Source organism: Allobosea caraganae (assembly GCF_003351345.1).
Lineage (GTDB): Bacteria > Pseudomonadota > Alphaproteobacteria > Rhizobiales > Beijerinckiaceae > Allobosea > Allobosea caraganae.
In genome coordinates this window covers 115225-140204 of record NZ_QQTO01000033.1, presented here as the reverse complement: position 1 = coordinate 140204, position 24980 = coordinate 115225, and the positions used below count along the sequence as shown (strand labels likewise).

General features: G+C 67.6%; 18 protein-coding genes. 5 read left to right on the top strand and 13 right to left on the bottom strand.

Annotated elements, in window-relative coordinates:
- Nucleotides 1–5: 5 nt before the first annotated feature.
- Nucleotides 6–899, bottom strand: a complete 894-nt coding sequence (gene dapA / locus DWF00_RS21545) for a 4-hydroxy-tetrahydrodipicolinate synthase (RefSeq protein ID WP_114829755.1) — start codon at nucleotides 897–899, stop codon at nucleotides 6–8.
- Between the two features lie 167 nt (nucleotides 900–1066).
- Between dapA and DWF00_RS21540 the strand changes: the two genes are divergently transcribed.
- A complete protein-coding gene (locus DWF00_RS21540; protein WP_245974175.1) occupies nucleotides 1067–3160 on the top strand; it encodes a lytic transglycosylase domain-containing protein in 2094 nt (697 codons plus the stop codon).
- Between the two features lie 47 nt (nucleotides 3161–3207).
- Here DWF00_RS21540 and DWF00_RS21535 read toward each other — a convergent pair whose 3' ends face one another.
- Nucleotides 3208–3933, bottom strand: a complete 726-nt coding sequence (locus tag DWF00_RS21535; protein WP_114829878.1) for a class I SAM-dependent methyltransferase — start codon at nucleotides 3931–3933, stop codon at nucleotides 3208–3210.
- 137 nt (nucleotides 3934–4070) lie between these two features.
- On the opposite strand from DWF00_RS21535, the gene DWF00_RS21530 reads away from it, so the two are divergent.
- Nucleotides 4071–4964, top strand: coding sequence for an alpha/beta fold hydrolase (locus DWF00_RS21530; protein WP_114829757.1), 894 nt, complete (start codon nucleotides 4071–4073; stop codon nucleotides 4962–4964).
- Between the two features lie 112 nt (nucleotides 4965–5076).
- Here DWF00_RS21530 and DWF00_RS21525 read toward each other — a convergent pair whose 3' ends face one another.
- The 6 genes from DWF00_RS21525 to DWF00_RS21500 all read right to left on the bottom strand — a co-directional run bounded on the left by DWF00_RS21525 (nucleotide 5077) and on the right by DWF00_RS21500 (nucleotide 17363).
- Complete coding sequence (locus DWF00_RS21525) at nucleotides 5077–5568, bottom strand: hypothetical protein (RefSeq protein ID WP_114829758.1); 492 nt, start codon at nucleotides 5566–5568, stop codon at nucleotides 5077–5079.
- A 9-nt stretch (nucleotides 5569–5577) separates the two neighbouring features.
- Nucleotides 5578–8049 carry an OmpA family protein gene (locus DWF00_RS21520; RefSeq protein WP_114829759.1) on the bottom strand — a complete coding sequence of 824 codons (2472 nt, stop codon included), beginning with the start codon at nucleotides 8047–8049 and terminating at the stop codon, nucleotides 5578–5580.
- Between the two features lie 198 nt (nucleotides 8050–8247).
- Nucleotides 8248–9642 carry a porin gene (locus tag DWF00_RS21515; RefSeq protein WP_114829760.1) on the bottom strand — a complete coding sequence of 465 codons (1395 nt, stop codon included), beginning with the start codon at nucleotides 9640–9642 and terminating at the stop codon, nucleotides 8248–8250.
- A 412-nt stretch (nucleotides 9643–10054) separates the two neighbouring features.
- Nucleotides 10055–14377, bottom strand: coding sequence for a translocation/assembly module TamB domain-containing protein (locus DWF00_RS21510; protein ID WP_114829761.1), 4323 nt, complete (start codon nucleotides 14375–14377; stop codon nucleotides 10055–10057).
- Nucleotides 14377–16326, bottom strand: coding sequence for an autotransporter assembly complex protein TamA (locus DWF00_RS21505; RefSeq protein WP_245974173.1), 1950 nt, complete (start codon nucleotides 16324–16326; stop codon nucleotides 14377–14379). The genes DWF00_RS21510 and DWF00_RS21505 overlap by 1 nt, the downstream gene beginning before the upstream one ends.
- A 278-nt stretch (nucleotides 16327–16604) precedes the next feature.
- Nucleotides 16605–17363 (bottom strand): hypothetical protein, encoded by a 759-nt coding sequence (locus tag DWF00_RS21500; RefSeq protein ID WP_114829763.1) that lies wholly within the window; start codon nucleotides 17361–17363, stop codon nucleotides 16605–16607.
- Nucleotides 17364–17530: 167 nt separating this feature from the next.
- On the opposite strand from DWF00_RS21500, the gene DWF00_RS21495 reads away from it, so the two are divergent.
- The gene (locus DWF00_RS21495) at nucleotides 17531–17731 is read left to right on the top strand and encodes a type II toxin-antitoxin system VapB family antitoxin (protein WP_114829879.1); all 201 of its coding nucleotides are present in this window, start codon (nucleotides 17531–17533) and stop codon (nucleotides 17729–17731) included.
- Nucleotides 17728–18096, top strand: coding sequence for a type II toxin-antitoxin system VapC family toxin (locus DWF00_RS21490; RefSeq protein ID WP_114829764.1), 369 nt, complete (start codon nucleotides 17728–17730; stop codon nucleotides 18094–18096). Before DWF00_RS21495 ends, DWF00_RS21490 begins: the two co-directional genes overlap by 4 nt.
- 11 nt (nucleotides 18097–18107) lie before the next feature.
- Here the strand turns inward: DWF00_RS21490 and DWF00_RS21485 are convergent, their stop codons facing one another.
- From DWF00_RS21485 to DWF00_RS21465, 5 genes are all read right to left on the bottom strand, one after another.
- Complete coding sequence (locus DWF00_RS21485; RefSeq protein WP_114829765.1) at nucleotides 18108–19025, bottom strand: dihydrodipicolinate synthase family protein; 918 nt, start codon at nucleotides 19023–19025, stop codon at nucleotides 18108–18110.
- A gap of 53 nt (nucleotides 19026–19078) precedes the next feature.
- Nucleotides 19079–20590, bottom strand: coding sequence for a tripartite tricarboxylate transporter permease (locus DWF00_RS21480; protein ID WP_114829766.1), 1512 nt, complete (start codon nucleotides 20588–20590; stop codon nucleotides 19079–19081).
- A gap of 30 nt (nucleotides 20591–20620) precedes the next feature.
- Nucleotides 20621–21109, bottom strand: a complete 489-nt coding sequence (locus tag DWF00_RS21475; RefSeq protein ID WP_245974171.1) for a tripartite tricarboxylate transporter TctB family protein — start codon at nucleotides 21107–21109, stop codon at nucleotides 20621–20623.
- Nucleotides 21110–21271: 162 nt separating this feature from the next.
- Complete coding sequence (locus tag DWF00_RS21470; RefSeq protein ID WP_114829767.1) at nucleotides 21272–22264, bottom strand: Bug family tripartite tricarboxylate transporter substrate binding protein; 993 nt, start codon at nucleotides 22262–22264, stop codon at nucleotides 21272–21274.
- A 69-nt stretch (nucleotides 22265–22333) separates the two neighbouring features.
- On the bottom strand, nucleotides 22334–23374 hold the full coding sequence (locus DWF00_RS21465) for a 4-hydroxythreonine-4-phosphate dehydrogenase PdxA (protein WP_114829768.1): 1041 nt from the start codon (nucleotides 23372–23374) through the stop codon (nucleotides 22334–22336).
- 155 nt (nucleotides 23375–23529) lie between these two features.
- Between DWF00_RS21465 and DWF00_RS21460 the strand changes: the two genes are divergently transcribed.
- Nucleotides 23530–24948 carry an NAD(P)H-dependent oxidoreductase gene (locus DWF00_RS21460; protein WP_114829769.1) on the top strand — a complete coding sequence of 473 codons (1419 nt, stop codon included), beginning with the start codon at nucleotides 23530–23532 and terminating at the stop codon, nucleotides 24946–24948.
- The last annotated feature ends 32 nt before the right edge of the window (nucleotides 24949–24980 follow it).

Sequence of the window (24980 nt, the reverse complement as noted above, 5' to 3'; positions counted from 1 at the left end):
TCTATCTAGGCATTCAACAGGCCGGCGTGAACCATGGCCTCGCGGATTACCTTGCCTGTGGCAGCCGTCACCGGCACCAGAGGCAGGCGGACCTCGTCCTCGACGCGGCCGAGCAGGCTGAGCCCATGCTTGGCGCCGGCCAGGCCCGGCTCCTTGAAGACGGCGTCATGCAGCGGGATCAGGCGATCCTGGATCTTGAGCGCCGTTGCGTATTCGCGCTTCAGCGCTGCGACCATCAGGTCCGAGCACAGCTTCGGCGCGACATTAGCGACAACGGAAATGCAGCCATGGCCTCCCGCCGCCATATAGGCCAGCGCCGTCATGTCCTCGCCGGAGAGCTGGATGAAGTCCGGCCCCATGGCGTGGCGCTGCAACGAGACGCGGGCGAGGTTGGCGGTGGCATCCTTCACGCCTGCGATGTTCTTGAGTTCATAAAGCCGCGCCATGGTCTCGACCGACATGTCGATCACCGATCGCGGCGGGATGTTGTAGATGATGATGGGTATGCCGACCGCGTCGTTCACCGCCTTGAAGTGCTGGTAGAGGCCTTCCTGCGTCGGCTTGTTATAGTAAGGCGTCACCACCAGCAGCGCATTCGCGCCGGCCTTCTCGGCATGCCGGGCGAGCGATATCGCCTCCGCAGTGTTATTCGACCCGGCGCCTGCGATGACGGGAACCCGGCCCCTGGCCTGATCGAGGACGATCTCCGTGACCTTGCCGTGCTCGTCATGGCTAAGCGTCGGGCTCTCGCCGGTGGTGCCGACCGGCACCAATCCGTGACTGCCATTCTCGATCTGCCACTCGACCAGCGCGCGCAGGCCGGCCTCGTCGACCTTGCCGCCCTTGAAGGGCGTCACCAGCGCGGTCAGAGAGCCGGTGTACGGCGCATGCTTGGTCATGATCGAGGCGTCCCACAGAAAACCCACAATGAGTGGGCAAGAGACATAAACCGTTGGCCGGCACGCGCAAAGCCGGCAACCCATCAAAATCCGTGGCCGTAGAGTTAAGGCTTCATCAACCGCCTTCCCCGACCATCACGACTCAAGCGTCGTTCCAGGACCCTTTCATGTTCAGGTCGCCTGCCTCCAGACGACTGACTACCATTGTCTTGCCGGCGCTGCTCGCCTTCGCCGCGACCGCGCTCGCCGGCGACGACAGCGAGCACCCGCTGCAGGAGCAGCGCCTCGCCGCCCTGGCCGATGTCCAGACCACCGGAGCATTGCCGCCCTATCCCAGCGACCAGTTGCGCGACGACGCAGCGACGCCCGATCTCACCGTGCTGAAATCGGCGGTAGAGGCCTATCGGCGCGGCGCGCTCGACGATGGCGACAAGCTGGCCGAGATGATCGACGACCGCACCGCGCGCGCCCTGCTCGAATGGGTGGCGATCCGCTTCGGCGGCGGCGCGGTCGATTTCGCGCGGATCAACGCCTTTCTGAGCAGCTATCCGAACTATCCGGCCACCACCCTGTTTCGGCGCCGCGCCGAAGAGGCGCTGATTTCAGAGAAGAAGAGCAATGCGGTGATCCGCGCCTTCTTCCATGCGCAGCGCCCGGTCAGCCCGGTCGGGCGGGTGGCGCTGGCGCGCGCACTCAAGGCGGAGGGCAAGGCCGACGAGGCGGCGGTGCTGATCCGCGAGACCTGGCGCAAGGACCATCTCGGCCAGCCGCTCGAAAAGCTGGTGCTGGCGGAATTCGACGGCGTGCTGACCCAGGCCGACCACCGCCTGCGCACCGAGCGCTACCTCTTCAACGGCAAGGCCGAGGCCGCCTTGCGCAACGCGGCGCGCGTCTCGGCCGACTACGTCAAGCTGGCGCAAGCGAGGCTCGCCAGCGCGAAGGCGAAGAGCCCGCTCCCGGCCAAGCAGATCGACGCCATTCCGGCCTCGCTGCGCGGCGACCTGTCGTTCCTGTTCCTGCAGGCGCAGCAGGCGAGGCGCGCCAACAAGCCAACTGAAGCCGCCCAGTTCCTCGCCAAGGCGCCACGCGACCCGGCCCTGCTCGGCGATGGCGACGAATGGTGGGTCGAGCGCCGCCTCACCGCCCGCAAGCTGCTCGACGAGGGCAATGCCGCCAAGGCCTATGAGGTCGTGGCCGGGCATGGCGCCGAGGACAATGCCGAGCGCATCGATGCCGAATGGCATGCCGGCTTCATCGCGCTGCGCTTCCGCAACCAGCCGGGGCTGGCGCTGGCGCATTTCACCGAGGCCGCCAAGCTGGCGGAGACGCCGATCTCGGTCTCGCGCGCCGCCTACTGGCAGGGCCGCGCGGCCGAGGCGATGGGCAATACCGAAGGCGCCACAGCCCATTACGAGGAGGCCGCCGCCCATCCGATCGCCTATTACGGCCAGCTCGCCCGCGCGCGGCTCGGCCTCTCCGATCTGCCCCTGCGCCGCGCCAGCGCGGCCATCCTGACGCATCTGCCGGCACATCGCGGCGTGCGCCTGCTCTACCAGATCGGCGCGCGCGATCTTGCCGGGGTCATGCTGATCGACCTGGCGCAGCGCCTGCACACCACGCCGGCGCTGGAGGCGGTCGCCGCGATCGCCCGGCGCGAGGGCGACGTCAAAGCCCTGCTCGCCGTCGGCAAGACCGCTTTGCAACGCGGCTTCCCGCTCGACACCGCCGCCTTCCCGACTTTCGGCGTGCCGGATTTCCCGGTGCTGGGCGATCCGATGGAGCGGGCCATCGTCCATGCCATCGCACGGCAGGAGAGCGCCTTCGACCCGACCGCAATGTCGCAAGCCGGAGCGCGCGGGCTGATGCAGATGATGCCGGCAACCGCGCGCGAGACGGCGCGCCGCGCCAACCTGCCCTTCGACTGGCCGCGGCTGGGCCAGGACGCGCTCTATTCGGCGCAGATGGGCGCGGCGCATCTCAACGACCTGCTGAAGGACTGGCACGGCTCCTACATCCTGACCTTCGCCGCCTATAATGCCGGCTCCGGCAACGTGAAGAAATGGATCGACGCCTATGGCGATCCACGCAAGCCGGAGGTCGACGCCGTCGATTGGGTCGAGCGCATCCCGTTCTACGAGACGCGCAACTACGTCCAGCGCGTCATGGAGAACCTGCAGGTCTACCGCCAAAGGCTCGACCAGCGCAGCGCCTATCTGATCGACTATGATCTGAAGCGCGGTGGCGGGCGCTCCGGCGACTAGAGCATGATGCCAAAAAGTGGGCACCGGTTTTCGGACGACATCATGCTCTAACTCTTTGATGAGAGCCGGCGCGCGATGCAGGCGCCCCAGAACAGGCTCGCGAAGAACCATGTCGGCGGCTCGAAGCCGGCCTCCTTCAGCAAAGTCGCGACCGCAGCTTCCGAATGCGGCGGGTCGGCGCCTTGCAGGATCTTGCCGAGCTTGGCTTGAACCTCGTCGACGCCTGCGCCGTGCATGCGCCAGCGTTCGGCCCAGGCCGCGAGCAGCAGGGGCCGGCTGGCATAGGCATAGCGATTCCCGGCCAGGACCAGCGGCGCGCCCGGCTTCAGCCGCGCGGCGAGTGCGCGCAGCAGCTCACGCTTGGGCTGGTCACCGGGAATGTGATGCAGCACGCCGATCAGGGTCGCGGCGTCGAAACGTGCTTCGACCGGCAGATCGTCGATATAGCCAAGATGGATTTCCGTGCGGTCGAGCAACCCATGCTGCCGCAGCTTGGCAACCGCAAGGTCCAGCATCGGCTCGGATGGATCGAGCGCAGTGAAGCGCCAAGCCGGCTCCAGCGCACCGGTCGTGACGATCTCTTGCCCACCACCGCCCGCGCCGACTACGAGGATATGCGCAGGCGCGCCTTGGCCGAGTGCTGCGGCAAGCATGCAGGCGGAGAGCTCGTGGCAGGCATCATAGCCCGCCAGAGCGATGCGACTCTGGGTTTCGTATTCGGCAGCCCGGCCCGGATCGAATTTCCGCGCCGCATCAGCGGATGCAGTAGCCAAGACCATTATCCCTTGACGTGGCGGCCGGAGAACGGGATCAGCGCGGTCGCTCCATTAAGCCGGCTTGAGTTGAGCTTGGCCGGGTTCGCAGGTAAGCCGCAAGCTACTTCGGGGAATATCTCACGCGCGAGGACAGCATGAGCGCTGATACTGGCTTTCGATCACTCTTCATCACAGCCCGCGATGGCCTGAAGCTGCACGCCCGCGACTATGGTCCTCTGGCCGCAACCGCCCTCCCCGTGATCTGCCTGCCCGGCTTCGCGCGCACCGCCGCCGATTTCCATGAACTGGCACTCGCGTTGGCGCAGGATGAGGCCAGGTCGCGGCGCGTGCTCGCGCTCGATTATCGCGGGCGTGGCCGCTCGGGCTACGACAAGACCTGGGCCAACTACGACATCCGCGTCGAACTCGACGACGTGATGCAATTGCTGACCGCGGCCGGGATCGAGCAGGCGATCTTCATCGGCACCTCGCGCGGCGGCCTTTTGACCATGGCGCTGGCGGCCGCCCGCCCGACCCTGATCAAGGGCGCGGTACTGAACGATGTCGGGCCGGTGATCGATGCGCGCGGCCTGCTGCGGATCAGGGGCTATGTCGGCAAGCTGCCGGTACCGCGCAGCTTCACCGAAGGCGCCGAGATCCTGAAGCGCCTCTCCGACCAGCAGTTCCCGCTCTTCGGCGATGCCGAATGGGAGATGATGGCGCGTCGGACCTGGACCGAGCGCAACGGCAAGCTCGTGCCCGATTACGACCCGAACCTGATGAAGGTGCTGGAAGAGCTCGATCTCGAAGCGCCGCTGCCGGTGCTCTGGACCTATTTCGACGGGCTCAACGCCGTGCCGCTGCTGGCGATCCGCGGCGCCAATTCCGACCTGCTCGCACAGAAGACCCTGCTGGAGATGGCCGAGCGCCATCCGGACTGCGAGACCTTCGTCGCGCCCGGCCAGGGCCACGCGCCGCTACTGGGAACGAAGGACATGGTCCGGCGCATTGGCAAGCTGATCGGCCGCGCGGAGAAGCGGGCGGCCTGAGCGGCCGCGCCTAGATCGCCGTGCGTCCTATCGGACGCAAAGTGGCGCTCTAGGCTTTTGTTATTGCATCGGACTTTTCCGAAAACCGGATTCCACTTTTCGGTCCGATGCTCTAGGCCTTGTCCGGATCTTCCGGTTTGGGGCGCTTCCGCCGGGCCGGCTTCGCGGTTTCCGCCGCAGCTTTGGCGCCGTCGAGCGTCTTTTTGGCATCGCCAGGCTTGGAGACCTCCGCGCTGGCCTCGGCGACATCGCGCGCGGTGATCTCGATCGGTGGGACGACCCCGTCAAGCTGCTTTGCCGTCGCGCTCCCAGCTGCGACCGGTTCCGGCATCGCGGACATGAGCGTGCCGCGAATGAGGCAGGCCAGGCCGCAGCCAACGAGATAGGCCGCGAGATAGAGCAATCCCGTCTCGATCCAGAGCGCGGCCGCGCCATTCACGCCCTGGAGCCCGGTCAGCGCAGCGACCACCAGCCAGGCGCCGGCGAGATAGGGCAGCGGCCCGGAGAAGCGCAGGCGCCCGGTGCAGCTGATCCAGCCCATGACGCCGCCCATGGCGAAGGCCGCGAGCAGGAACCAGGCATATTGCGTGGCCAGATAGAGCATTCCGGCCCCCTACTTCTCGACCGTGAACTGGACGCGCCGGTTCTTCACCTTGGCCTCCGGCTCATCATGGCCGACGAGCGGACGCTGCGCGCCATAGCCCTTCACCACGAGTTGCGCCGCCTCGATGCCGCGCTTGACCAATTCATCGCGGACGCGCTGGGCGCGGCGATTGGAGAGGTCGAGATTATCGAAGCCGTACCTCTCGCCGTCGCGATTGGCATGGCCCTCGACCGTGACGCGCGCCGCCGGGCATTGCTTCAGGATGCCCGACGCCTCGGCAACGGCACGCTCGGTGATCGGATCGAGCACGACCACCGCCGTACCCTGGCCAAAGAGCACGGAGTAGCGCTTGGTCAGCGCGTCGAGATCGTTCTGGCAGGTATTGGGCGGGTCGATGACGCAGCCGGTCTGGCGCAGGCCGATATCGGCGCGCCCGCTGATGCCAGCCGGCAGGCCGGAAGCGACGCTGGTTTCGATCTCCGACTTGATCAGGTCGCGGCAGGTCAGGCCCTGGATCTCCACGCCGGCCTCGCTCAAGCGGATCGTGCCGAGATCGAGCCGCAGCAGGTCGGTCATCGCCGCCTGCGCCGCCGCGCCGAAACCGGCCGGTGCTCCCGGAACGATGCGGGCCTCATCCGAAACCTTGCCGCGCAGGGGGGAGGCCTCCAGCAGCGCGAGCACGGCAGCGCGCGCCTGAGCGTCAGGCCAATAGCCCGACAGGCTGGCGCCCGACTTGTCGGCCGCGATCGTCAGCCCATAGGGCCGGATGCCGACCGAACCGAGAGAGAGATTGCCGGAGAGATTGCCGGGCAGTGGCCGCCGCCCGAGCAATACCTCAAGCCCGCGCCATGAATCCTCATCCGCGACCGAGCCGGCAAGCGCTGCCGTCACGCCGTCGACCGCGACCGAACCGCGGCTGAGCTTGCCGAGGACCTCCAGCAGGAAGTCGGTCGCCGCACCGTATTCCGGCGTGTCGCGCAGGTTCGGCTCGAGCGTCAGGCGGTCTTCGACTGCGGCGGAGGTGGCCGCCTTGCGCGCAGCCTCCAGCAGCGCCGACCTCGCCGCCTCGTCGCGCACCAGCCCGCTCAGAACGATGCCCCCATCATCCTTTTGCGCCTGCCAGCGCAAAGCGACGGAGGGTGGCGGTGGCGCCGGTGGCGCGACAGGCGGTGAAGCGGCGTCACGACCAGCCGAAGCGCTCGCCGCTTGCTGCCCCGCCGGCGCACTCTGTGTAGAGGGAAGCGGCTGGCCGGAAGGCGCAGTCGGTGCCGACGTCTCCTTCGTTGCAATCGCCGCCGGGCTTCCGGCCGGCACTGGTGCGGCTCCATCGGCAACCGGCGCTGGCGGAGGGTCGATGGAGAGCGAGAGCGGCGGAATATCCGGCAGGGCCGGCATGGGTGGCGGCGGCGGTGGGCATTCGATCGCAGCCTGCGCGACCGAGTCGGGCCCGTCCGTCTGGGCGATCAGGAGGCGCAGGGCCTGGCAGGAATCGAACTCCAACGGGCCGGCACCGGTCAGCGCATAGGCATCAGCGTTGAGTTCGGCCTTGCCGCTGCGCAGCCGGGCCAGATCCGCAACGGCGCGCGTGACCTTCGCCATGAAGGCGCTGGGAACCCCGAGCGCCGGCTTGGTCCGGTCATCGATCCGCGCAGGTTCGGGAAAGCTCCGACGCAAGGCCGCCGCAATCTGTCGCCTGGTTTCGTCCGATGGATAGAAGCCGGCAACCGCGATCGACCCATCGGCAGATTTCTCGGCGCTCCAGCGATACGGGCTCAGCAATGGCGGTTCGAGATTGCACTCGACCAGCTTGAAATCGCCCTGCCCTGCCGCCGCCTTCAATGCCAGGAAACTCTCCGGCGTACCGGCCTTGCCCTCGATGCAGAAGCGGGTGTCGTCCAGGGCGACCTTGCCGATCGAGAGGCTGGACAATTTATCCAGAAGCGCCTGCGTCATCGCCGCAAAGCCCGCCGGCGCGCCGAAGGCCAATTCCTGGCGGTCATCGATCCGGAGGCCGGGCAATGCGGTTCGCGCCGCCGCGACATTGGCCCTGGCCGTCGCCTCGTCCGGTACGAAGCCGCTCAGGACGGCGGACGTGCCGTCCCGCGTAGCCGCCCAGCCATAGGGCGTCTTGGCCACGGCCTGCGACAAGCCGCCGAGCGCGCGGCGAACGCCGAACTCGGCCCGCAACTGCGCCATCGCCTTGGAGGCGCCATCGGATGACAGGGCCTCGCCGCTGATCGAGACGTCGCGGCCGGTGACCTGCGCGGTGACGGCCCGGGCGCCCGGTGCCTGGCCTGCAGCCTCCGTCGCGATTGCGACGGCGCGGCGGGCGACATCGCGCTGGACTGCGTCACCCAGGACGAGGTTGCCGGCCCCCCAAAGCAGGGCGAGAGGAACCAGACCCCAGAGCCAACCTGCCGGTTGCGCCATCCCAATCCCCGCCTCGATGCCAGCCCGGAGCTTCTGGTCGGTACGAAGCATGTCAGGACCGTCTCCGGGCCAACCGCTCCAGAGAGCCGCATGGGCCGATCACCTGACATATTCCGTTACGCGAACCGGCACTTATCTCGCTCGACATGGCCTTGACCTGTCAAGCGCAGCATTGCCCGTAAGTCATGAAATCCAAAAGAAAAAGCCCCGGGTTTCCCCGGGGCTTTCCACTAAAGATCGGAGGACCGATCAGAAGTCGCGCTGGATCCGGAGACGGCCAGCCCAAGCATCGTCGTTCTTGATGCTGAGGATGCCGCTGCGGCCACCGTAGTTCTGAGCCTCGCCGACCGGGTTACGAACGTCGAGGTGGGTGTAGAGAACCTCAACGCCGATATCCAGGCCAGAAACCGGCGACCAGATCAGGTTGGCAGCGATGTTGTACTCCTTCGGGTCGAGCGAACGAGCGAAGGCGCCGAAGCTAGCCGCATCGATGTACTTCAGCTTGACCTGGGAGTACGAAGCGGTGATCTCGGTGCGCAGCTGGGGGGTCCAGAAGTGCTTGAGAGCCGCAACGAGCGACCAGCCCGAGCTGTTGTCGACACTGCCGGTGATGGTGTTCAGCGTGGCATCGGCGAGGGTCAGACCACCGAGACGGCCGACGCCGAAGGTGCCCGGATACCAACCGATGTAGCCGAGAGCGCCATCAGCGTAAGCAGCCTGCAGGATCAGGTTGTCGCCAGCGGCGAGCATCGGCAGGTTGATCTTCACGCCGCCCTGGATCGCCCAGACCATCTCGTCGCCATCAACCGGCGACTGGACAGCAACCGACGGCAGGCCGACGGAGTACTTGCGCTGGCCGACCGCGCCGGACAGCTGAGCCGAACCCCAGCCCTGATCGACGCGCAGCGAGCCGATGAGGTCCGGATAGTCCTGGCCCTGAACGACGGCGGTGCCGTAGGTGCCACCGAGGAGCGTCGGGGTGAAGGTCACGCCCGGCAGTTCGCGGTTGTTGGTGCCCGAGACGCGATCTTCGAGCGAGACCGTGGCCGAGAAGCCCGAACCGAAGGTGGCGGTGTAGGCCAACAGGTTCAGACGGGTGTCCGACGTACGGGTCGAAGCGAAGTTGTAGTCGTTCGCGTAGAAGTCGAAGAACGACTGAGCGCGACCAGCGGTGATCGGGCCGAACTGGACGAAGGCCAGATCGACGAGAGCGCTGGAGGCAGCGGTCGGGGCAGCGCCGCGGGTCGAACCCGGGATGACAGCGCCGGTGTTGAACGGCGTGACGCCGCCGGAGTTGTACAGGCCGGTGTTGTTGGTCAGCTCGTAGCGGAAGAAGGTACGCAGCGTGCCGTAAGCGGTCGCGGTGCGGGCGTCGATGTTCAGACGGCCACGGGCGCGGGTGCCGTAAGCATCCTGGTAGTCGCCGAAGCGGGTGCCGACGGTGTACTCAGCGCGAACACGGCCACCAACGCGAAGGCAGGTATCGGTGCCCGGGATGTAGAAGAAGCCTGCGCCGTAGGCGGAGCAGACGCGAACGTATTCGACCGGAGCGGCCTTCCGCGAGGGAAGGTCGGCGGCCTGAGCCCCGGCGACCGCGGCGATGCCGGCGGCGGAACCGAGGAGGAGGCTCTTAACGAGCTTCATTGGTAACCTCCAAAAGAGTTTCGAGACCCTCGGGCTTCAGCGTGTCCTTGCAGGTGGCCCCAGGAGACCAAACCGGCGAACCCGCCTATCCCGGTCTTTCGCCCGCGTCCCTGAACCATTCAGAGGCGAAGACGAAAAACAGCGACCGGGAACGTCCCGACGCATCAACACCATACGAAAGCCGGATTGCCGATCAACCGAGATCAGGCCGCCGCATGGCCCCAGGGGGTGCTTTGGAACCCGGTGTTGCAGGCGCGCCACGCTTTGAGGGGCGAAATTTACCACGCGTTAACCGCGCCACCCCGATCCCGCCGTTCGCATGGACCCGGTGTCGCAGAATCGTCAGCCCACCCAAGTGCGCCGTCAGCCGCCGATTCTCCGGTTTCCAAACTGCGCGTAGGCGGAGCGAGGGCTAGTATTCCCATTCGGCGCCGACGCCGACCGAGGCGCTGCCGTCGGCTCCCGTCTCGGCCTGGATCTTTAGCCGCTTGGTGACGTCGATTCCCACCGAGATGCCGCTATCCTCGGGTTTGGCGCCGGCTTTCACGCCGACGGAGACGTTGTTCCCGATATAGCGGGAAGCACCGATGGTCGGGCTGCCGCTCGCGCTCATCTGGATGTCGAGATTGTCGACGCCGAGCGACTTGCGCAGCCGCTCGAACGAATCGTCGCCGCCGCCACCGGCGAATTGCGCCGCCGTCTGCGCCAGTTGCAGCGCCTGGAAGGGCGAGAGCGAGCCGGAGGCGCGGGCAAAGAGCAGGCGCGACAGCACCTCGTCCTGCGGCAGTTCCGGGCTCGAGGTGAAGGCGAAGGCCGGCTGGTCAGCCTGGCCGGTGATCAGGATGCGTGCGGTGACGTCGGCGGCGCGCGTCTCGGCGACGAAGTCGAGCTCGGGAATCACGCCGCCGGCGAAGGTCAGCCGGCCGCGGCTGAAATCGAGCCGCTGGCTGGCGATGGAGAGCCGGCCGCGCCGAAGCTCGAAGCCGCCATCCAATACTGGCGCCGAAGAGGTGCCGCCGACGCGCAGCTCGCCGCCGAGTTCCGCGTCGATGCCGCGCCCGCGGATGAAAACGCGATTCGGCGCGGACACCGTGATGGCGAGCGCAGCCTCGAAGGCGGTGGCCTTACCGCCCTTGCCCGCCTTGGCCTGCGCCTTGCGCTGGGCGGCAAGCCGTGCCGCGGCCGTGCCGGTCGCCTTGACGTGGCGGATGCCGTCGACCGGGCGCAGCGAGGCCGGCAGCCGGTCGGGCACCGCGACGTCGAGCGAGACGACACCGACCTTGCCGCTGACGCGCGGGCGCTGGGCCAGCGGCCCGGAGAGCTCAAGGTCGAGATCGGCGACGGCCGTGACGATACCGCTGGAGACGAGCTGGGCCCGATTGCCCTGGATGCGCAGTTGGCCGGGGAAGCCGGCGGCAGGATCGACCTTGACCTGGCCGGAGGCCGAGATCGTGCCGCCGTTGGGCGTCTTGGCGCCGGCGCGCTCGATCGTCAGGTTCTCGCCATTGGCGGCGATGCGGGCCTCGATTCCCGTCAGCTTCACGCCCTGGAGCGCGTCGGTGAAGCTGCCATTGGCGAAGGTCGCGGCACCGCTGAGCCGAGGAGAAGCGGCTGTGCCGCCGGCGCGCATGTCGAGCGCGAGCGTGCCGGTGACGCGCTGGCCTTGCGCCGCGATCAGCGAATTTGCGAGCGCGGCGTCCACCCTGCCCTGCGCCGCGAGGTCGAGCGCGCCGGCGGCGCTCAGCGGCGCGGTGCCGCGAATCGTCAGGTTGGCGCCTTTGCCGGCGACGAGGGTGGCATCGACGCTGGTCTCGCGGCCGTTGAGGCGGCCATTGCCGTTGATCTCGATCGGCGGCAGGCCGGCGCTGCGGGTCTCGGGCGTGACCAGGCGGGCGATGCTCAGTTTCCACGGGCCCGACAGCGCATCGGGCTTGCCGGCGATCTGGGCTTCAGCGTTGAGCGTCCCAGAGAGATCGAGCGATGGGGCGGCCAGCTTCGCGGCCGAGAGCGGCACGTTGCTGGCGCTGACCTTGAGATCGAGGGTTTCGCCGGCGCGGCCATCGACGCTGATGCGGCCGCCATCAACGGCGAGCGCGAAATTGGCGATCTCGACGCCGCCTGCGGGGAAACTGAACGCAGCCGGGCTGGCGAGAGCGATGCGGCGGCCGTCGCGGCGCGCGTCGAAGGAGGCAAGTTCGAGCCGCAGCGGCTCGCCCGGCACGAGCCGGCCGGCGCCGTTGAGCGCGAAGCCACGGGCCGCGGCGGAAAGGGTGAAGTCGCTGGCTTGCGCGCCACCCTTGGCATCGAAGCGGATCGAGGAGACCGGCTCACCGGCGATCACGGCGCGGTCGACGGCAACGGCGGCGTTGATCGCCGGCCGGCCGTAGAGATCGGTCGCGCCCGCGGTCGCGTCGAGCTTGTCGAGCGAGACGCCGGCGGCGTTGATGCGGCTGCCGCGGGCCGTGAGGTCGAGGCTCTGCTTGCCCTCGGGCAGCGCCAGCGTCAGGTCGGCATCGAGCTGGCCGCCGAGCTTGGTGAGCGCCAGCGCCGAAAGGTCGTCGAGGTTGCGGGCGGCAAGTGTCAGACGGCCGACGGCGCGTTTGGCCGGATCGACCGTCACGGCGCCGTTGAGCTTGACCGAGCCGATGGCGATGTCGAGCGAGGACAGGTTCCAGCCATCGTCCTGGGTGCGGGCGAGTTGGAGGGCGCCGGTCGCCGGCTTGCCTTCGATCTCGCCGTTGAGCGTCACGCGCGAGTCGAGCGCGCCCTGCAGGTCGCGGATGACGGCGTCGATGGCGAGGCGCGGGATCGGGCGGCCGAGCGCGCTCGCATTGGTGACCGCGATGCGGGCGGTGGCGTCGAGCTTGTCCTGCGGGCCATTGAGTTGGGCAGTGATCTCGCCGCGGCCGGAGAGGCGCGGATCGGCGCGCTTCAGGTCGGGCAAGGTGATCGCGGCGCGCAGGTTGGAGGCTTGCGGGCCAATGCCGCCATCGGCGGTGACGGCAAGATGCTGACCGGCCAGACGCAGGCCGGAGACATTCGCACCGCCGGTTGCAAGGGTGCTAACCTGACCGGCGAGCGTCAGGTCGCCGCCGATGAGCCGGTCGAGCGCCGCTTCGCCGGTGACGAGGTTGTCCGTGCGGCCGGTCAGCGTGGCCGAATAGGCATTGTCCTTCGGAACCGCGTCGAGCGAGGCGCCGAGCAGCGCCTTGCCGGAGAGCTTGCGCCCGGCCAGCTCGTTCAGGCGCGAAAGGTCCGGCAGGGTCGCGTTGGCCTGGCCGAGGATGCGGGCCTTGCCGAGCCTGCCCTTGTAGTCGAGCTCGACGCCGGACATGGCGAGCCGCAGCGTCTCGAAATCGGCGCTGCCCTCCCCGTCCCCGGTGCCGCGCAAGGTGAAGGTGACGCGGTCGCCGACGATGCGCGCGATCCTGGGGTCGGCCAGCGCGACGCCGGTGGCATCGCCGTCGGCGACGAGCGCGATGCGGGTATTGGCGTCGCCGATGGCGCCGTTCGGCGTTGCGGTGAAGCGCGCAGCGAGCTTGCCGAGGTGGCCGAGCGGCAGGCGGGCATCCTCGGCGTCGAAGCTCGCGGTGATGCGGGGGCCGGCGGCTGGCCCGGCAATGGTCGCATCGAGCGCGAGCTTGCCGATCTCGCTGCCGGAGGCGACGGTGCGGCCATTGGCGTTGGGGATCGCGCCAGCGGTGATGCGGAAGTCGAGATTCTTGTCGGCGCCGTAGCGGCCGCGGACATCGAGCCGCGCCAGCGCCGAGACGAGCGCGAGGTTGCTGACATTGACCGAGCCGTCATCGACGATGCCGATGGTGCCGTCGAGCTTGGTCGATCCGGCGAAGACCGGCGCCAGCGGCGGCGGCATCAGGCCTTCGATGCGGGCGTCGAGCGCGAGCGCCAGATTGCGGGCATTGCCGGCGCGGGAGAGATTGGCCGACCCTTGCGCGCCAATGGTCGGGCCAGCGATGAAGGTCAGGTTGGAGCGGAAGCTATCGAGCGGGCCGTCGCCGTTGAGGTCGAGCTTGACCGGCGGCTGATCCGGCAGGCCGGCGACATGCGCGATCAGGCCGCCCCGCGGTTCGTCGACCTTGGCGGCGACCTGAAGCCGCGTCGATTGCGGCACGAAGCCCAGCCGCACAGTGTACTCGCCAGCGGCATCGAGGCGGCGGGCGTCGAGCCTGAGGTCGAGCCCTTCCGAAGGCGGGCCGAGCGTGGCGGACCCGGTTGCGCCAAGGCGGGCGGGAACGCCGACGAGCGGCGCACCGAGCGAGAGCTCGTTGAGCTGGAAGGCGCTGATGATCACCTTCAGCGGCAGTTCCGGCAGGATCGGCTGGTCGCTGGGCGGCGGAGCCCCGGGCGGCTGCGGCGCCGGCTTGCGCAGGATCTCGAGCTTGCCGATCTCGAGCCGGTTGACCTCGAGCCGGCGCAGCAGCAGCGCGCTGCGGGTCCAGATCAGCCTGACGCGGTCCAGCCGGAGCCAGGGGCCGTCGCGGTCGGAGAGCACGATGTCGCGGATCGCGACGTCGGAGGACAGAGCGCCATCGACCGCGCCGATCGAGACCTGGCTGTTCGGCGTCGAGAGCGCCCGCGAGATCAGGTCGGCGACGATGCCCTTGTCGCTATCGGCGTTCTGGGCTTCGCCGGGGACGCGCGAGAAGATCGCCAGCCCCGCCAGGAGCAGGAGGGCGAGGAGCGCCAGGCGCGAAAGGTTCGGCCGCTTCCTCATCAGAAGGCCTGTCCGATGCTGATATAGACCGCAACGGGCTTGTCGCCCTTGCGCGGGTTGAGCGGCGCCGCGACATCGAGCCGGATCGGCCCGATCGGCGTATAGTAGCGCAGGCCAAGCCCGGCCGAGAGCGCCAATGTCTCCTTGAAGTTCGGGAGCTCCGACGCGAAGGCCATGCCGGCATCAAAGAACGGCACGATGCCGATCGTCTCGGTGATCTTGATGCGGGCCTCGGCCGAGGCCTCGAACAGGCTGCGACCGCCGGTCAGGCGGTTGAGCGGGCCGAGCGGCGAGAGCGAGCGATAGGCATAGCCGCGCACCGAGCCGCCGCCGCCGGCATAGAAGCGCCGCGTCGCCGGGATCTCGTCGAGATCGGCGCCGGCGATCGAGCCGAAGCCGACGCGCCCGGCCAGGACGTAGCGGGCGTCCTCATCGAGCGCGTAGTAGCCGGCGATCGACGCCTTGGTCTGGAAGAGCGCGTTGGTGTTGTCGCCGAACATGGCATAGGGCGCCACCGAGGCGGTGGCGCGGATGCCGCGGGTCGGGTCTAGCAGGCTATCGGTCGAATCGTATTTCACCGAGAGCGGGATGCCGACGAGGGTGTAGTCGACCTGGCCGAGCACGTCGCTGGTCTGGCCGCGCTCGACCTCCAGCCCGGCCTGGACCGAGAAGGTGTCGCTGAAGCGGCGGCGGATGCTGGTCGTGATGTTGGCGTAGCGCGCGGTGTAACCGCCATAACGATTGGTGCCGACGCGCTCGCGCGTGGCCATGCCGTCGACCAGCAGGTCGTAGCGGCTGCCATTCAGCGCCGGCTTCATGAAGCTGAAGGAGAAGCGGCCACCGAGATCGGACTGCTCGAAGTCGCCGAACCGCTGGATCGAGCTGCCGTCGATGCGCGGCGCCAGGAAGATGTCGGCTTCGAGCCGCAGGCGCTCGGCGCCGCCGAACAGGTTGCGGTGCTCCCAATAGGTCTTCACCGCCGGGCCATCGATGGTCGAGTAGCGAGCGGAGAAGCCGATCAGACGCTTAGGCCGCTCCGTGACCTCGACGAAGATCGGCAGGTTGCCGTTGCCATCGAGCTTGTCGCCCTCGCGGATGCGCGCGGAGCCTATTGCCGGGATCGAGGTGATCGACTTGCGCGTATCCGCCAGCGCCTTGGGTGAATAGGGATCGCCCGGTTCCAGATAGATGAAGGAGCGCACGACCTCGGGCGGGACATCGACCGTGCCGCCGATGGCGATGTCGCCGAAGCCGGCGAGCGGACCGGGATCGACGACATAGGTCACGTCCATGATGCGCGCGGCATGATCGACGACGGGCCTGAGCTCGACGATCTTGGCGAGCGGGCGCGACTGGGCGCGCAGGTAGTCGACCAGCGCGGCTTGAGCCGAGCGCAGGGCCGAGGCCGTCGCGGCATCGCCGGGCTTGAGCTTCGCGACCTTCTGGGGATCGGCGATGCTGGGAGCGCCGACCTCGCCGCGCTCCAGAATATCGACCTTGCGCAGGCCGAAGACCGGGCCGGGCGCGATTTCGACCTTGATCGGTGCCGGCTCGCGATTGCGATAGGCTTCGAGGGCGCGCACCAGGCCGGCATCCGGCTCGCCGCCGACGCGCAGGCGGGCGCCATCGACTTCGAGCGTCACGTCGGCGTTGAAATAGCCCTGCGACCAGAGCGCATCGACCAGCGGATTAAGGTCGGCGGCCATGCGGCGCGCCAGCGTCTCGCCATCGGGCGGCGCATCCTGCCGCAGCCGATAGAGCAGCGAGGCGTCCTGCAAGGTGCGGGTCAGCGCCTTGGCATCGGCGGCGTCGCCGAGGTCGAATTCGAGCTTGTAGGGCAAGGTGTCGGCGCTGACCGCCGGCGGCTGCTCCTTCGAGCCGAACAGGCCGAAGATGTCGAGCGAGGAGAAATCGAAGGCTTCGGCCGGCAGCGGCTGGACGGCAAGCATAGCAGCGGCGGCGCAGCCGCTCAGCCCCGCAATTCTCCGCCCCCTACGCCGCCATCCCCGCATCCATCCTCCAACGCAACACCACTAGAACCAACAGAATGAGATGACTTTATGATCACGCCGCGCCTCGACCACAATCTCGCGCGCGGCGTCCCCACCTCATCGACCCGCCCGAAGTCAGGTTAGGCTCATATAGCCTCATGGTAACCAGACGGTTTCAGGAAGTTCTGATCGCATCCTTTGAAAGATGCGAGATCATCGATCAAGCCAGCGCGCAATCAAGCCAGCGCGAAGGAGATCGCCGCCAGCGGGTCGAGCCTGGCGATGACCGGGCCGAGATTCGGCGCCAGCACGCCGCCGCACAGGCTGCCGGTGGTGATGACCTGGCCGGCGACGAGGCCGCCAAGCGCGCTCTCGTGCTCGCGATTGGCCCAGGCCAGGACCGGGGCGAGCGCGTCGCCGTTGCCGTGGACGGCCGGCTTGTCGTAGAGCACGTCGCCGTCGAGCTCGATCGTGCAGGTCAGCTCGCCGATCGAATCGAAGACCTCGAACGGCACGTCCTGGCCGATCAGGTAGCCGCCATGGCCCATCGCATCGGCGAGCCAGAGCGGGAACTGGACATGGGTCCAGTCGGCGATGCGGCTCTCGACGACCTCGATGCCGACGAAGGCGCTGTGGCAGTGCTCCAGCAGCTCGGCGCGCGAATAGGGCTTGCCCGGCCGGCGCGGCATGTCGCGGCCGAGGCGAATGCCGATCTCGATCTCGACGCGCAGCTCGGCGCCCGGCACCGAGCGATAGGTGTCGCCCGGCTTGAGGAACGGCCCCGGCATCAGGCCGATCAATCCGCGGCCGTCCGGGGCGATCGAGACCTTCCAGCCGAGATGGGAATAGCCCATGGCGCTGCTGACATCGGCCTGGACCGAGAGCGCCTCCTCCAGGCTGGCGGGAACCGGCAAGGTCTCGATATCGACCAGGCTGCGCTCGCGCCGCGCCTTGACGAAGGCGTCGCGCAACGTGGTTTCGGTCGTCGTGGCCATGGTTTCGTCCCTATCGGTCGAGAGTCGGTCTTCGCGCATCGTGCGCCGGCCGCCCGCTGCTTGCCAAGCTGCTACAGCAGCGAGGCGGCTTTGAACAAGCGGCACCGCTTCGAGGCATTGAAATCGGCATCATACGATGCTTATATCGTGCTTCATTGGAGGTCAGCATGCGAACCACCATCGCCCTCGACGACGACCTCGTTGCCCAAGCTCAAGCCTATACGGGCCACAAAGAAAAATCCGTCCTGGTCCGAGAAGCGCTGAAAGCATTGATCGAGCGCGAAAGCGCGCGGCGCCTGGCGCGGCTCGGCGGCACAGAGCCCGATCTCGAAGCCGCACCCCGGCGGCGGCAAGCCCCCCAAGCATGATCCTGGTCGATACGTCGATCTGGATCGACCATCTGCGCGCCAAAGACAGCATGCTCGCCGGCCTGCTCAAGACCGGCCACGTACTGATGCATCCATTTGTCCTAGGCGAACTCGCGCTCGGACATCTGCGCCAGCGCGAAATGATCCTGCGCGATTTTTCGCACCTGCCGCACGCGATCATGGCGACACATGTGGAAGTACTACATTTCATCGAGCGCCACGCCCTGTTCGGCTTGGGCGTGGGACTCGTCGATGTCCATTTGCTCGCCTCGGTCCGCTTGACCGACGGAGCTAGCATTTGGACCCGCGACAAGCGCCTCAACGGCGTTGCCAGCCAATTGGGGCTGGCAGCTACACTGCAGTAAGCGCCAGACCTTCACTTCCCCCAGCGCAGCGCCAGCGGGTCGAGTTCGCGCGCCAGCTCGATCAGGCCCTCGCGGGTCTTGGGGTGCAGCGGCGTCAGCGGGTGGCGCACCGCCTCGCTCTTGATGACGCCGCCCTCCTTCATCACCGCCTTGGCCGAGCGCAGGCCGCATTGGCGGTTCTCGTAATTGATGATCGGCAGCAGCTTGCCGTAGAGCGCGGCAGCGCCCTTGCGATCGCCCGAGGCGTGCAGGCCGAGGATCGGCTTGATCAGGTCGGGGATCATCGCGCTCGTCATCGTGCCGGTGGCGCCGGCATCGAGATCGGCCATCAGGGTGATGCCCTCTTCGCCGTCGAAGGGGCCGACGATGGCGTCGCCACCGGCCTCGATCAGCGCGCGCAGCTTGTTCGCCGTGCCCGGCACCTCGATCTTGAAGTAGCGGACGAGCGGCACCTCCTTCGCGAGCCTAAGCATGAAGGGCACGGTCAGCGTCACGCCCGAGAGCGGCGCGTCCTGCAGGATGATCGGCAGGCCGCATGCATCGGCCACGGCCTTGAAATGCTCGATCATGCCCTGCTCGTCGGCCTTGAGCAGCGCGCCGTGATAAGGCGGCATCATCATCAGCATCTTGGCGCCGGCATCGGCCGCGGCCTTGGCACGCTGCGCGGCGATGCGGGTCGAGAAATGCGAGGTCGTGACGATGACCGGCACGCGGCCCGCGACCTGCTCAAGCGAGAGCCGCATGACATGGTGGCGCTCCTCGTCGGTGAGCAGGAATTGCTCGGAGAAGTTCGCCAGGATGCAGATGGCGTCGCAGCCCTGGTCGACCATCAGGTCCATGACGCGCTTGTTGCCCTCGATGTCGAGGTCGCCATTGTCGTGGAAGATGGTCGGCGCGATGGGGAGAATGCCCTTGTAGGGTTCGGTCATGGCGTCATCTCGCAAGGCTGCAGTGGCGGACAGGGAGGGATTTGAATGGGCGGTCAGACCGTGCTCTGGGCGGTGCGGCCGCGCAAGCGCTGCGCGATCATGCCGACCAGCGGCAGGAGCAGCAGGACCACGCCGATCGCCATCAGCGTCGAGACCAGCGCATTCGACCAGAAGATCGAGAGCGAGCCCTGGCTGAAGATCATCGATTGGCGGAAGGCGTCCTCGGCCTTGTCGCCGATCACCATCGCCAGCACGAGCGGCGCGATCGGGTAGTCGAGCTTCTTGAACAGGTAGCCGACCACGCCGAAGGCGAGCGCCAGCCAGATGTCGAACGACTTCGAGGCCACGGTGAAGGCGCCGATGAAGCAGATCGCCACGATGATCGGCCCGATGATGGCGAAGGGGATGCGCAGGATCGAGGCAAACAGGGGAACGGTCGCGAGCACGACGATGACGGCGACGACATTGCCGAGATACATCGAGGCGATCAGGCCCCAGACGAAATCGGGCCGGTCGGTGAAGAGCGTCGGGCCGGGGTTGAGGCCCCAGATCATCAGGCCGCCCATCATCACCGCGGCGGTGGCCGAGCCGGGAATGCCGAGCGCCAGCATCGGCAGCATGGCGGAAGAGCCGGCGGCGTGGTCGGCCGTCTCGGGTGCGATCACGCCCTCGGGCTCGCCCTTGCCGAACTTGGCCGGGTTGCGCGAGGTGCGCTTGGCCATAGCGTAGCTCATGAAGGAGGCTGCGGTCGGCCCGCCCGGCGTGATGCCCATCCAAATGCCGATCAGGCTGGAGCGCAGCAGCGCCACCCAGTAGCGCGGCAGCTTGGCGGCGGTGCGCAGGACGTCGCTGATGCGAACCTTGGCCTGGACGCCCTCGAACTTCAGCCCCTCCTCCATCGTGATGATCAGCTCGCCGATGCCGAACAGGCCGATGACCGCGATCAGGAAGCTGACGCCGCCGAGCAGCGCGTCGAACTCGAAGGTGAGCCGCACGTTGCCCGAGACCGAATCCATGCCGATCGAGGCGAGCGCGAAGCCGACGCCCATCGAGACGATCGCCTTCAACGGCGAGGCGCCGCCCAGCCCGATGAAGCTGGCGAAGGTCATGAAATAGACCGCAAAATATTCGGGGGAGGAGAATTTCAGCGCGAATTTCGCGACCCAGCCGGAGAGCAGCGTGATCAGGATGACGCCCGCCATCGCCCCGAATCCGGCGGAGAGGAAGGCGAAGGAGAGCGCTTCCGTAGCCCTGCCCTGCTTGGCCATCGGGTGGCCGTCGAAGGTGGTCGCGACCGAGGAGGGCTCGCCGGGGATATTGAACAGGATCGAAGTGGTCGAGCCGCCGAAGAGCGCGCCCCAATAGAGCGAGGTCAGCAGGATGATGGCCGAGACCGGGTCCATGCTGAAGGTCAGCGGCAGCAGCAGCGAGACGCCATTGGGCGCGCCCAGGCCCGGCAGGACTCCGACGAGGATGCCGAGCAGCACGCCCGCCATCATCAGCAGGATGTGGTGCGTGGTCAGCGCCACCGAAAAGCCGTGCATCAGGGAGGCGACGTTATCCATGAGCGGGCACCTGTTCCAGATATTGCAGGGTCAGAGGCCGAGCAGCGGCTCGAGCGGCCCCTTGAGCAGGCCGATCTGGAAGAACTTCTCCAGCGCGAGATAGAAGAAGGCCGCGGCTCCGAAGGCCGTGGCCAGCGAGGGCAGCCAGCCGTAGCCGCCCTGGAAGCGCATGGCGAAGACGAGGTAGAGGATCGTCGCCACGTACATGCCGAGCGTGACGCTGAGCACGACGAAGGCGAGCAGCGGCAGGAAGAACGAAGCGACGCGCTTGAAGCGCTCGGCGTCGAGGAAACTTTCCTGCAGCCCGGCGTTGCCGGCAATGCGCCTGCCGATGGTCAGCGCAAGTGTGCCGAGGCTGGCGAGCGCGACGAGCAGCCCGGTATAGAACGGGAAGGCGCCGGGCTGGGGTCCGGATGAATCCCAGCCGATGCCGAATTCGAGCGCGCCGTAGACGATGATCAGCCCAAAGGCCATCGTCGCCACGGCGGTCGCGGATTCGGCCCAGAAGCGGGTGATCATGAGCGCGCTCCCTTTTTGATCGGCGCCGGCCGTCGCAGCGTTTTCACGCATCATCCCGGCCGGAGCGAAGCGCAGCGCCGAGATCCATCGAAGGGCACCGCTCCATGATGGATCCCAGGCCGACCTGCGGTCGCCCAGGATGACACTGAACGATGGCGGCGGTTATTTCACCACCCAGCCTTCGGCCTCGAAGACCTTGGCATTGGCCGCATCGTCCTTGGCGACGAAGTCGGCGAATTCCTTGCCCTTCATGAAGCGGCCGGTCTGCGCGGTGCGGCTGACGAATTCCTGCCATTCCGGCGTCTTGGAGACCTTCTCCATGATGTCGGCGTAGAAGGTCACGGCATCGGCCGGGACGTCGGCCGGCAGCCAGACGGTGCGCGGCATCTGGAAGGTCTCGAGCGGCAGGCCCGCTTCCTTGCAGGTCTGGATGTCGCCCCAGCCCTTGCCCTCGAAGACCGGGTCGCTCTTGGCGAGGCGGACCGGCGAGAAGACGCAGAGCGGCTTGACCTGCCCGGCCTTCCACTGGCCGACATTCTCGTTGGGATTATTGGTGTTGGAATCGACATGCGCGCCGGCGAGCTGCACCGCCGCGGCGCCACCGCCCTGGAACGGCACGTAAATCCACTTGGCGCCGGTCGCGAGCTGGATCATCGCGGTCAGCGTCTGGTCGGTGTCCTTCGACTGGCTGCCCGCCATCTTGAAGGTGCCGGGCTTGGCCTTGACCGCCTCGATATAGCTCTTGGCGTCGTTATAGGGCGCGCTGCCATTGACCCAGATGATGAACTCGTCGAGCGCCAGCGCCGCGACCGGGGTCAGGTCGGAGTACTTGTAGCCGAGCTTGGCGACGTAGGGCAGCAGATAGGCGTTGTTGGTGCCGAAGATGACGCGGTGCGGGTCGCTCTTGTTCTGCCTGCCATAGACATAGCCCTCGGCGCCCGAGCCGCCGCCCTTGTTGACCACCACGATCGGCTGGTCGAACAGCTTGTTCTTGGTGATGATCGACTGGATGACGCGGGCGAAATTGTCGGTGCCGCCGCCCGGGCCGGAGGTGACGACGAACTCGACCGGCTTGGTCGGCTGCCAGGCCTGGGCCGCGCCGGCGAAGCTGACGGAAGCAGCGGCGAGGCCGGCTGCGATGCAGAGATTCTTCATGCGTCTCTCCCTGGTTGATTGGCTGTCGGGCGGCTCATGAAACGGCCGCCCTCTGATTAAGTTCGAAACTCAGGCCGCGGCCTTGCGCGCCGCCTTTCCTTCATTGGCCATCTTGATGGCGAGCGTCAGCGCGGCGCGGGTGGCGCCGAGATTGGCGATGCCCTTGCCGGCGATCTCGTAGGCCGTGCCGTGAGCCGGCGTGCAGATCGGGAACGGGAAGCCGCCGATCAGCGTGACGCCCTTGTCGAAGCCGATCAGCTTCATCGCGATCTGGCCCTGGTCATGGTACATGGTCAGGACGGCGTCGAAATCGCCGTTCCTGGCGCGCAGGAAGACGGTATCGGAGGGGAACGGCCCCTCGACCGTGAAGCCCCTGGCCTTGGCCGTCTTCACCGCAGGCTCGATCGTGTCGATCTCGTCGCGGCCGAAATTGCCGCCATCGCCGGCATGGGGGTTGATGCCCGCGACCGCGATGCGCGGCGGGTTGAAGCCGGCGGTGCGCAGGTTGGCGTCGGCCAGCGTCAGCGAGCGCAAGATGCGCTCCTGGGTGACGTTCTTGGCGACCTCTGAGAGCGGGATATGCGAGGTGACGCGGCAATTCCACAGGCCGTCGAGCACGTTGAACTCGCTCGCGGCGCCCTCGAAGCCGATCGCATCGCGCACGAAGCGGATCTCGTCGTCATATTCGGGATAGGCGAAGCGCATCGCCGCCTTGTTGAAGGGCGTGAAGAAGACGGCGTCGGCCTTGCCGTCATTGGCGAAGCGCAGGGCACGGCGGAAGTTCCCGGTGGCGAAAGTGCCGCCGGCAAGCGTCGCCTTGCCGCGCTCGAGCTGCGTCGCGGGATCGAAGCTGCCGAGATCGACGAAGACCGGCCTGGCGGATTCGGCCGGGATCTCGTCGCCGTCCTTGATCACCAGCACGTCGGGGTCGGCCTTGCCGTCGGCAGCGCCGAGATCGAGCAGGCGCTTGTCGCCGAAGACGACATAGCGGGCGCAGGAGCGCAGGTCCGGCTCGGCCAGGATGCGGGCCAGCAGTTCCGGGCTGATGCCCGAAGGGTCGCCCATGGCGACGGCGATGGTGGGCAAGGGTCCGTTCGCGCGCGTTTCCATGTTCTCGTTCTCCGCAGCTTCGGCTTGCCGTTTGACCTAGCATGCTAGGCTTGAGGCAACAAGTATGCTGTATGCAGCATAATCCGATTGTTGTAGAACGGCTGTAACGGCGACCGTCCAAGAGTCGTGACGGGTACCGATACGGGAGGCACAGCATGAACTTTCACGCGCATTACGCCAGCATCAAGAAGCCGGTGGAAACCTGCCTCGTGGGCAGCGGCAGCTTCGGCCAGAGCTTTTTGGGCCAGGCCAGGCGGATGAAGCTCGTGAATGCGCGCATCGCCGTGGACATGACCGCGGACGGCGCGGCACGCGCGATGGCGTCGGCGGGCATTCCGGCCGGCGAGATTGCGACCTGCGAGACCGCAGCCGAGGCCAAGGTGGCCTGGGATGGCGGCCGCTACGTTGCCGCCGGCAAGCTCGACACCGTGATCGGCCTGCCCTTCGACGTGCTGATCGAAGCCACCGGCGGGCCGGAAGCGGCCACCCGCCATACGCTGGCAGCAATCGCGGCCGGCAAACATGTCGCGCTGGTCTCGAAGGAGGCCGATAGCGTGGTCGGGCCGGCCCTCGCCCATCTGGCGAAAGAGAAGGGCGTGGTCGTCACCCCCGTCGATGGCGACCAGCCGAGCCTGCTGATCGCGCTCGTGACCTGGGCCGAGGTGCTCGGGCTCGAGATCATCGCCGCGGGCAAGTCGAGCGAATACGACTTCGTGCTCGACGCCAAGACCGGCGACGTCGCCTGCAACGGCGTCACCAAGCCCCTGCCGGAACTGCGCGAGCATTGGCTGGCAGGCGAGCGCCCAGCCGTCTCCGTCAGCGCCGAGCGCGCCCGCATCCTGGGTTCCGCCTTCCCGCTGCGGGCGGTGCCCGATCTCTGCGAGATGACGCTGGTCGCCAATGCGACCGGGCTCTCCGCCGACACGCCGGCCTTCCACTCGCCGCCGGCGCGCATTCCGGAGCTCGCCGACCTCTTCGCCGGGCAGCGCCAGGGCGGGTTGATCTCGGGCACGAACCGGGTCGACGTCTTCCACCACATCCGCCTCGCCGAGGAAGCGAGCTTCGCCGGCGGCGTCTTCATCGTCGTGCGCTGCGAGGACGACACGACCTGGGAGGTGCTCGCAGGCAAGGGCCATGTCGTCAGCCGCGCCGCCGGCACGGCGATGATCTACCTGCCGCGCCACCTGCTCGGCGTCGAGGCCGCGACCAGCGTGCTCGACGCGGTCGGGCTCGGCCGCTCCGGCTACGGCGACGACTACCGTCCGCGCCACGACCTCGTCGCGGTGGCGCAGCGCGATCTGCCCGCCGGCACCGTGCTGCACATGGGCGGCCATCACCACAACATCGACGGCGTCGGTGCCGAGATGCGCCCGGCGGCAGCGCTTGCAGCCGAGCGCCCTGCCCCGTTCTACCTCATCGCCGACCGCAAGCTGACGCGCCCGGTCAAGGCCGGCGAGGCGATCAAATTCGGCGATGTCGAGATCGACGAAAGCTCGATCCTGCTGCAGACCAGGCTCCGGCAAGACGCGATTTTCGCCGAGAACCAAGTGGAGCGGGCCGTCGGGGCGCGTTGACAGGCCGAGGAGCCCATGCCGTAACGATGTAA

Coding starts and splice junctions, on each gene's coding strand:
- DWF00_RS21490 (WP_114829764.1), top strand. CDS start 17,728: ATGATCCTGGTCGATACGTCGATCTGGATCGACCATCTGCGCGCCAAA.
- DWF00_RS21460 (WP_114829769.1), top strand. CDS start 23,530: ATGAACTTTCACGCGCATTACGCCAGCATCAAGAAGCCGGTGGAAACC.
- DWF00_RS21480 (WP_114829766.1), bottom strand. CDS start 20,590: ATGGATAACGTCGCCTCCCTGATGCACGGCTTTTCGGTGGCGCTGACC.
- DWF00_RS21515 (WP_114829760.1), bottom strand. CDS start 9,642: ATGAAGCTCGTTAAGAGCCTCCTCCTCGGTTCCGCCGCCGGCATCGCC.
- DWF00_RS21470 (WP_114829767.1), bottom strand. CDS start 22,264: ATGAAGAATCTCTGCATCGCAGCCGGCCTCGCCGCTGCTTCCGTCAGC.
- DWF00_RS21500 (WP_114829763.1), bottom strand. CDS start 17,363: ATGGCCACGACGACCGAAACCACGTTGCGCGACGCCTTCGTCAAGGCG.
- DWF00_RS21540 (WP_245974175.1), top strand. CDS start 1,067: ATGTTCAGGTCGCCTGCCTCCAGACGACTGACTACCATTGTCTTGCCG.
- dapA (WP_114829755.1), bottom strand. CDS start 899: ATGACCAAGCATGCGCCGTACACCGGCTCTCTGACCGCGCTGGTGACG.
- DWF00_RS21475 (WP_245974171.1), bottom strand. CDS start 21,109: ATGATCACCCGCTTCTGGGCCGAATCCGCGACCGCCGTGGCGACGATG.
- DWF00_RS21525 (WP_114829758.1), bottom strand. CDS start 5,568: ATGCTCTATCTGGCCACGCAATATGCCTGGTTCCTGCTCGCGGCCTTC.
- DWF00_RS21510 (WP_114829761.1), bottom strand. CDS start 14,377: ATGAGGAAGCGGCCGAACCTTTCGCGCCTGGCGCTCCTCGCCCTCCTG.
- DWF00_RS21505 (WP_245974173.1), bottom strand. CDS start 16,326: ATGCTTGCCGTCCAGCCGCTGCCGGCCGAAGCCTTCGATTTCTCCTCG.
- DWF00_RS21530 (WP_114829757.1), top strand. CDS start 4,071: ATGAGCGCTGATACTGGCTTTCGATCACTCTTCATCACAGCCCGCGAT.
- DWF00_RS21495 (WP_114829879.1), top strand. CDS start 17,531: ATGCGAACCACCATCGCCCTCGACGACGACCTCGTTGCCCAAGCTCAA.
- DWF00_RS21465 (WP_114829768.1), bottom strand. CDS start 23,374: ATGGAAACGCGCGCGAACGGACCCTTGCCCACCATCGCCGTCGCCATG.
- DWF00_RS21520 (WP_114829759.1), bottom strand. CDS start 8,049: ATGCTTCGTACCGACCAGAAGCTCCGGGCTGGCATCGAGGCGGGGATT.
- DWF00_RS21485 (WP_114829765.1), bottom strand. CDS start 19,025: ATGACCGAACCCTACAAGGGCATTCTCCCCATCGCGCCGACCATCTTC.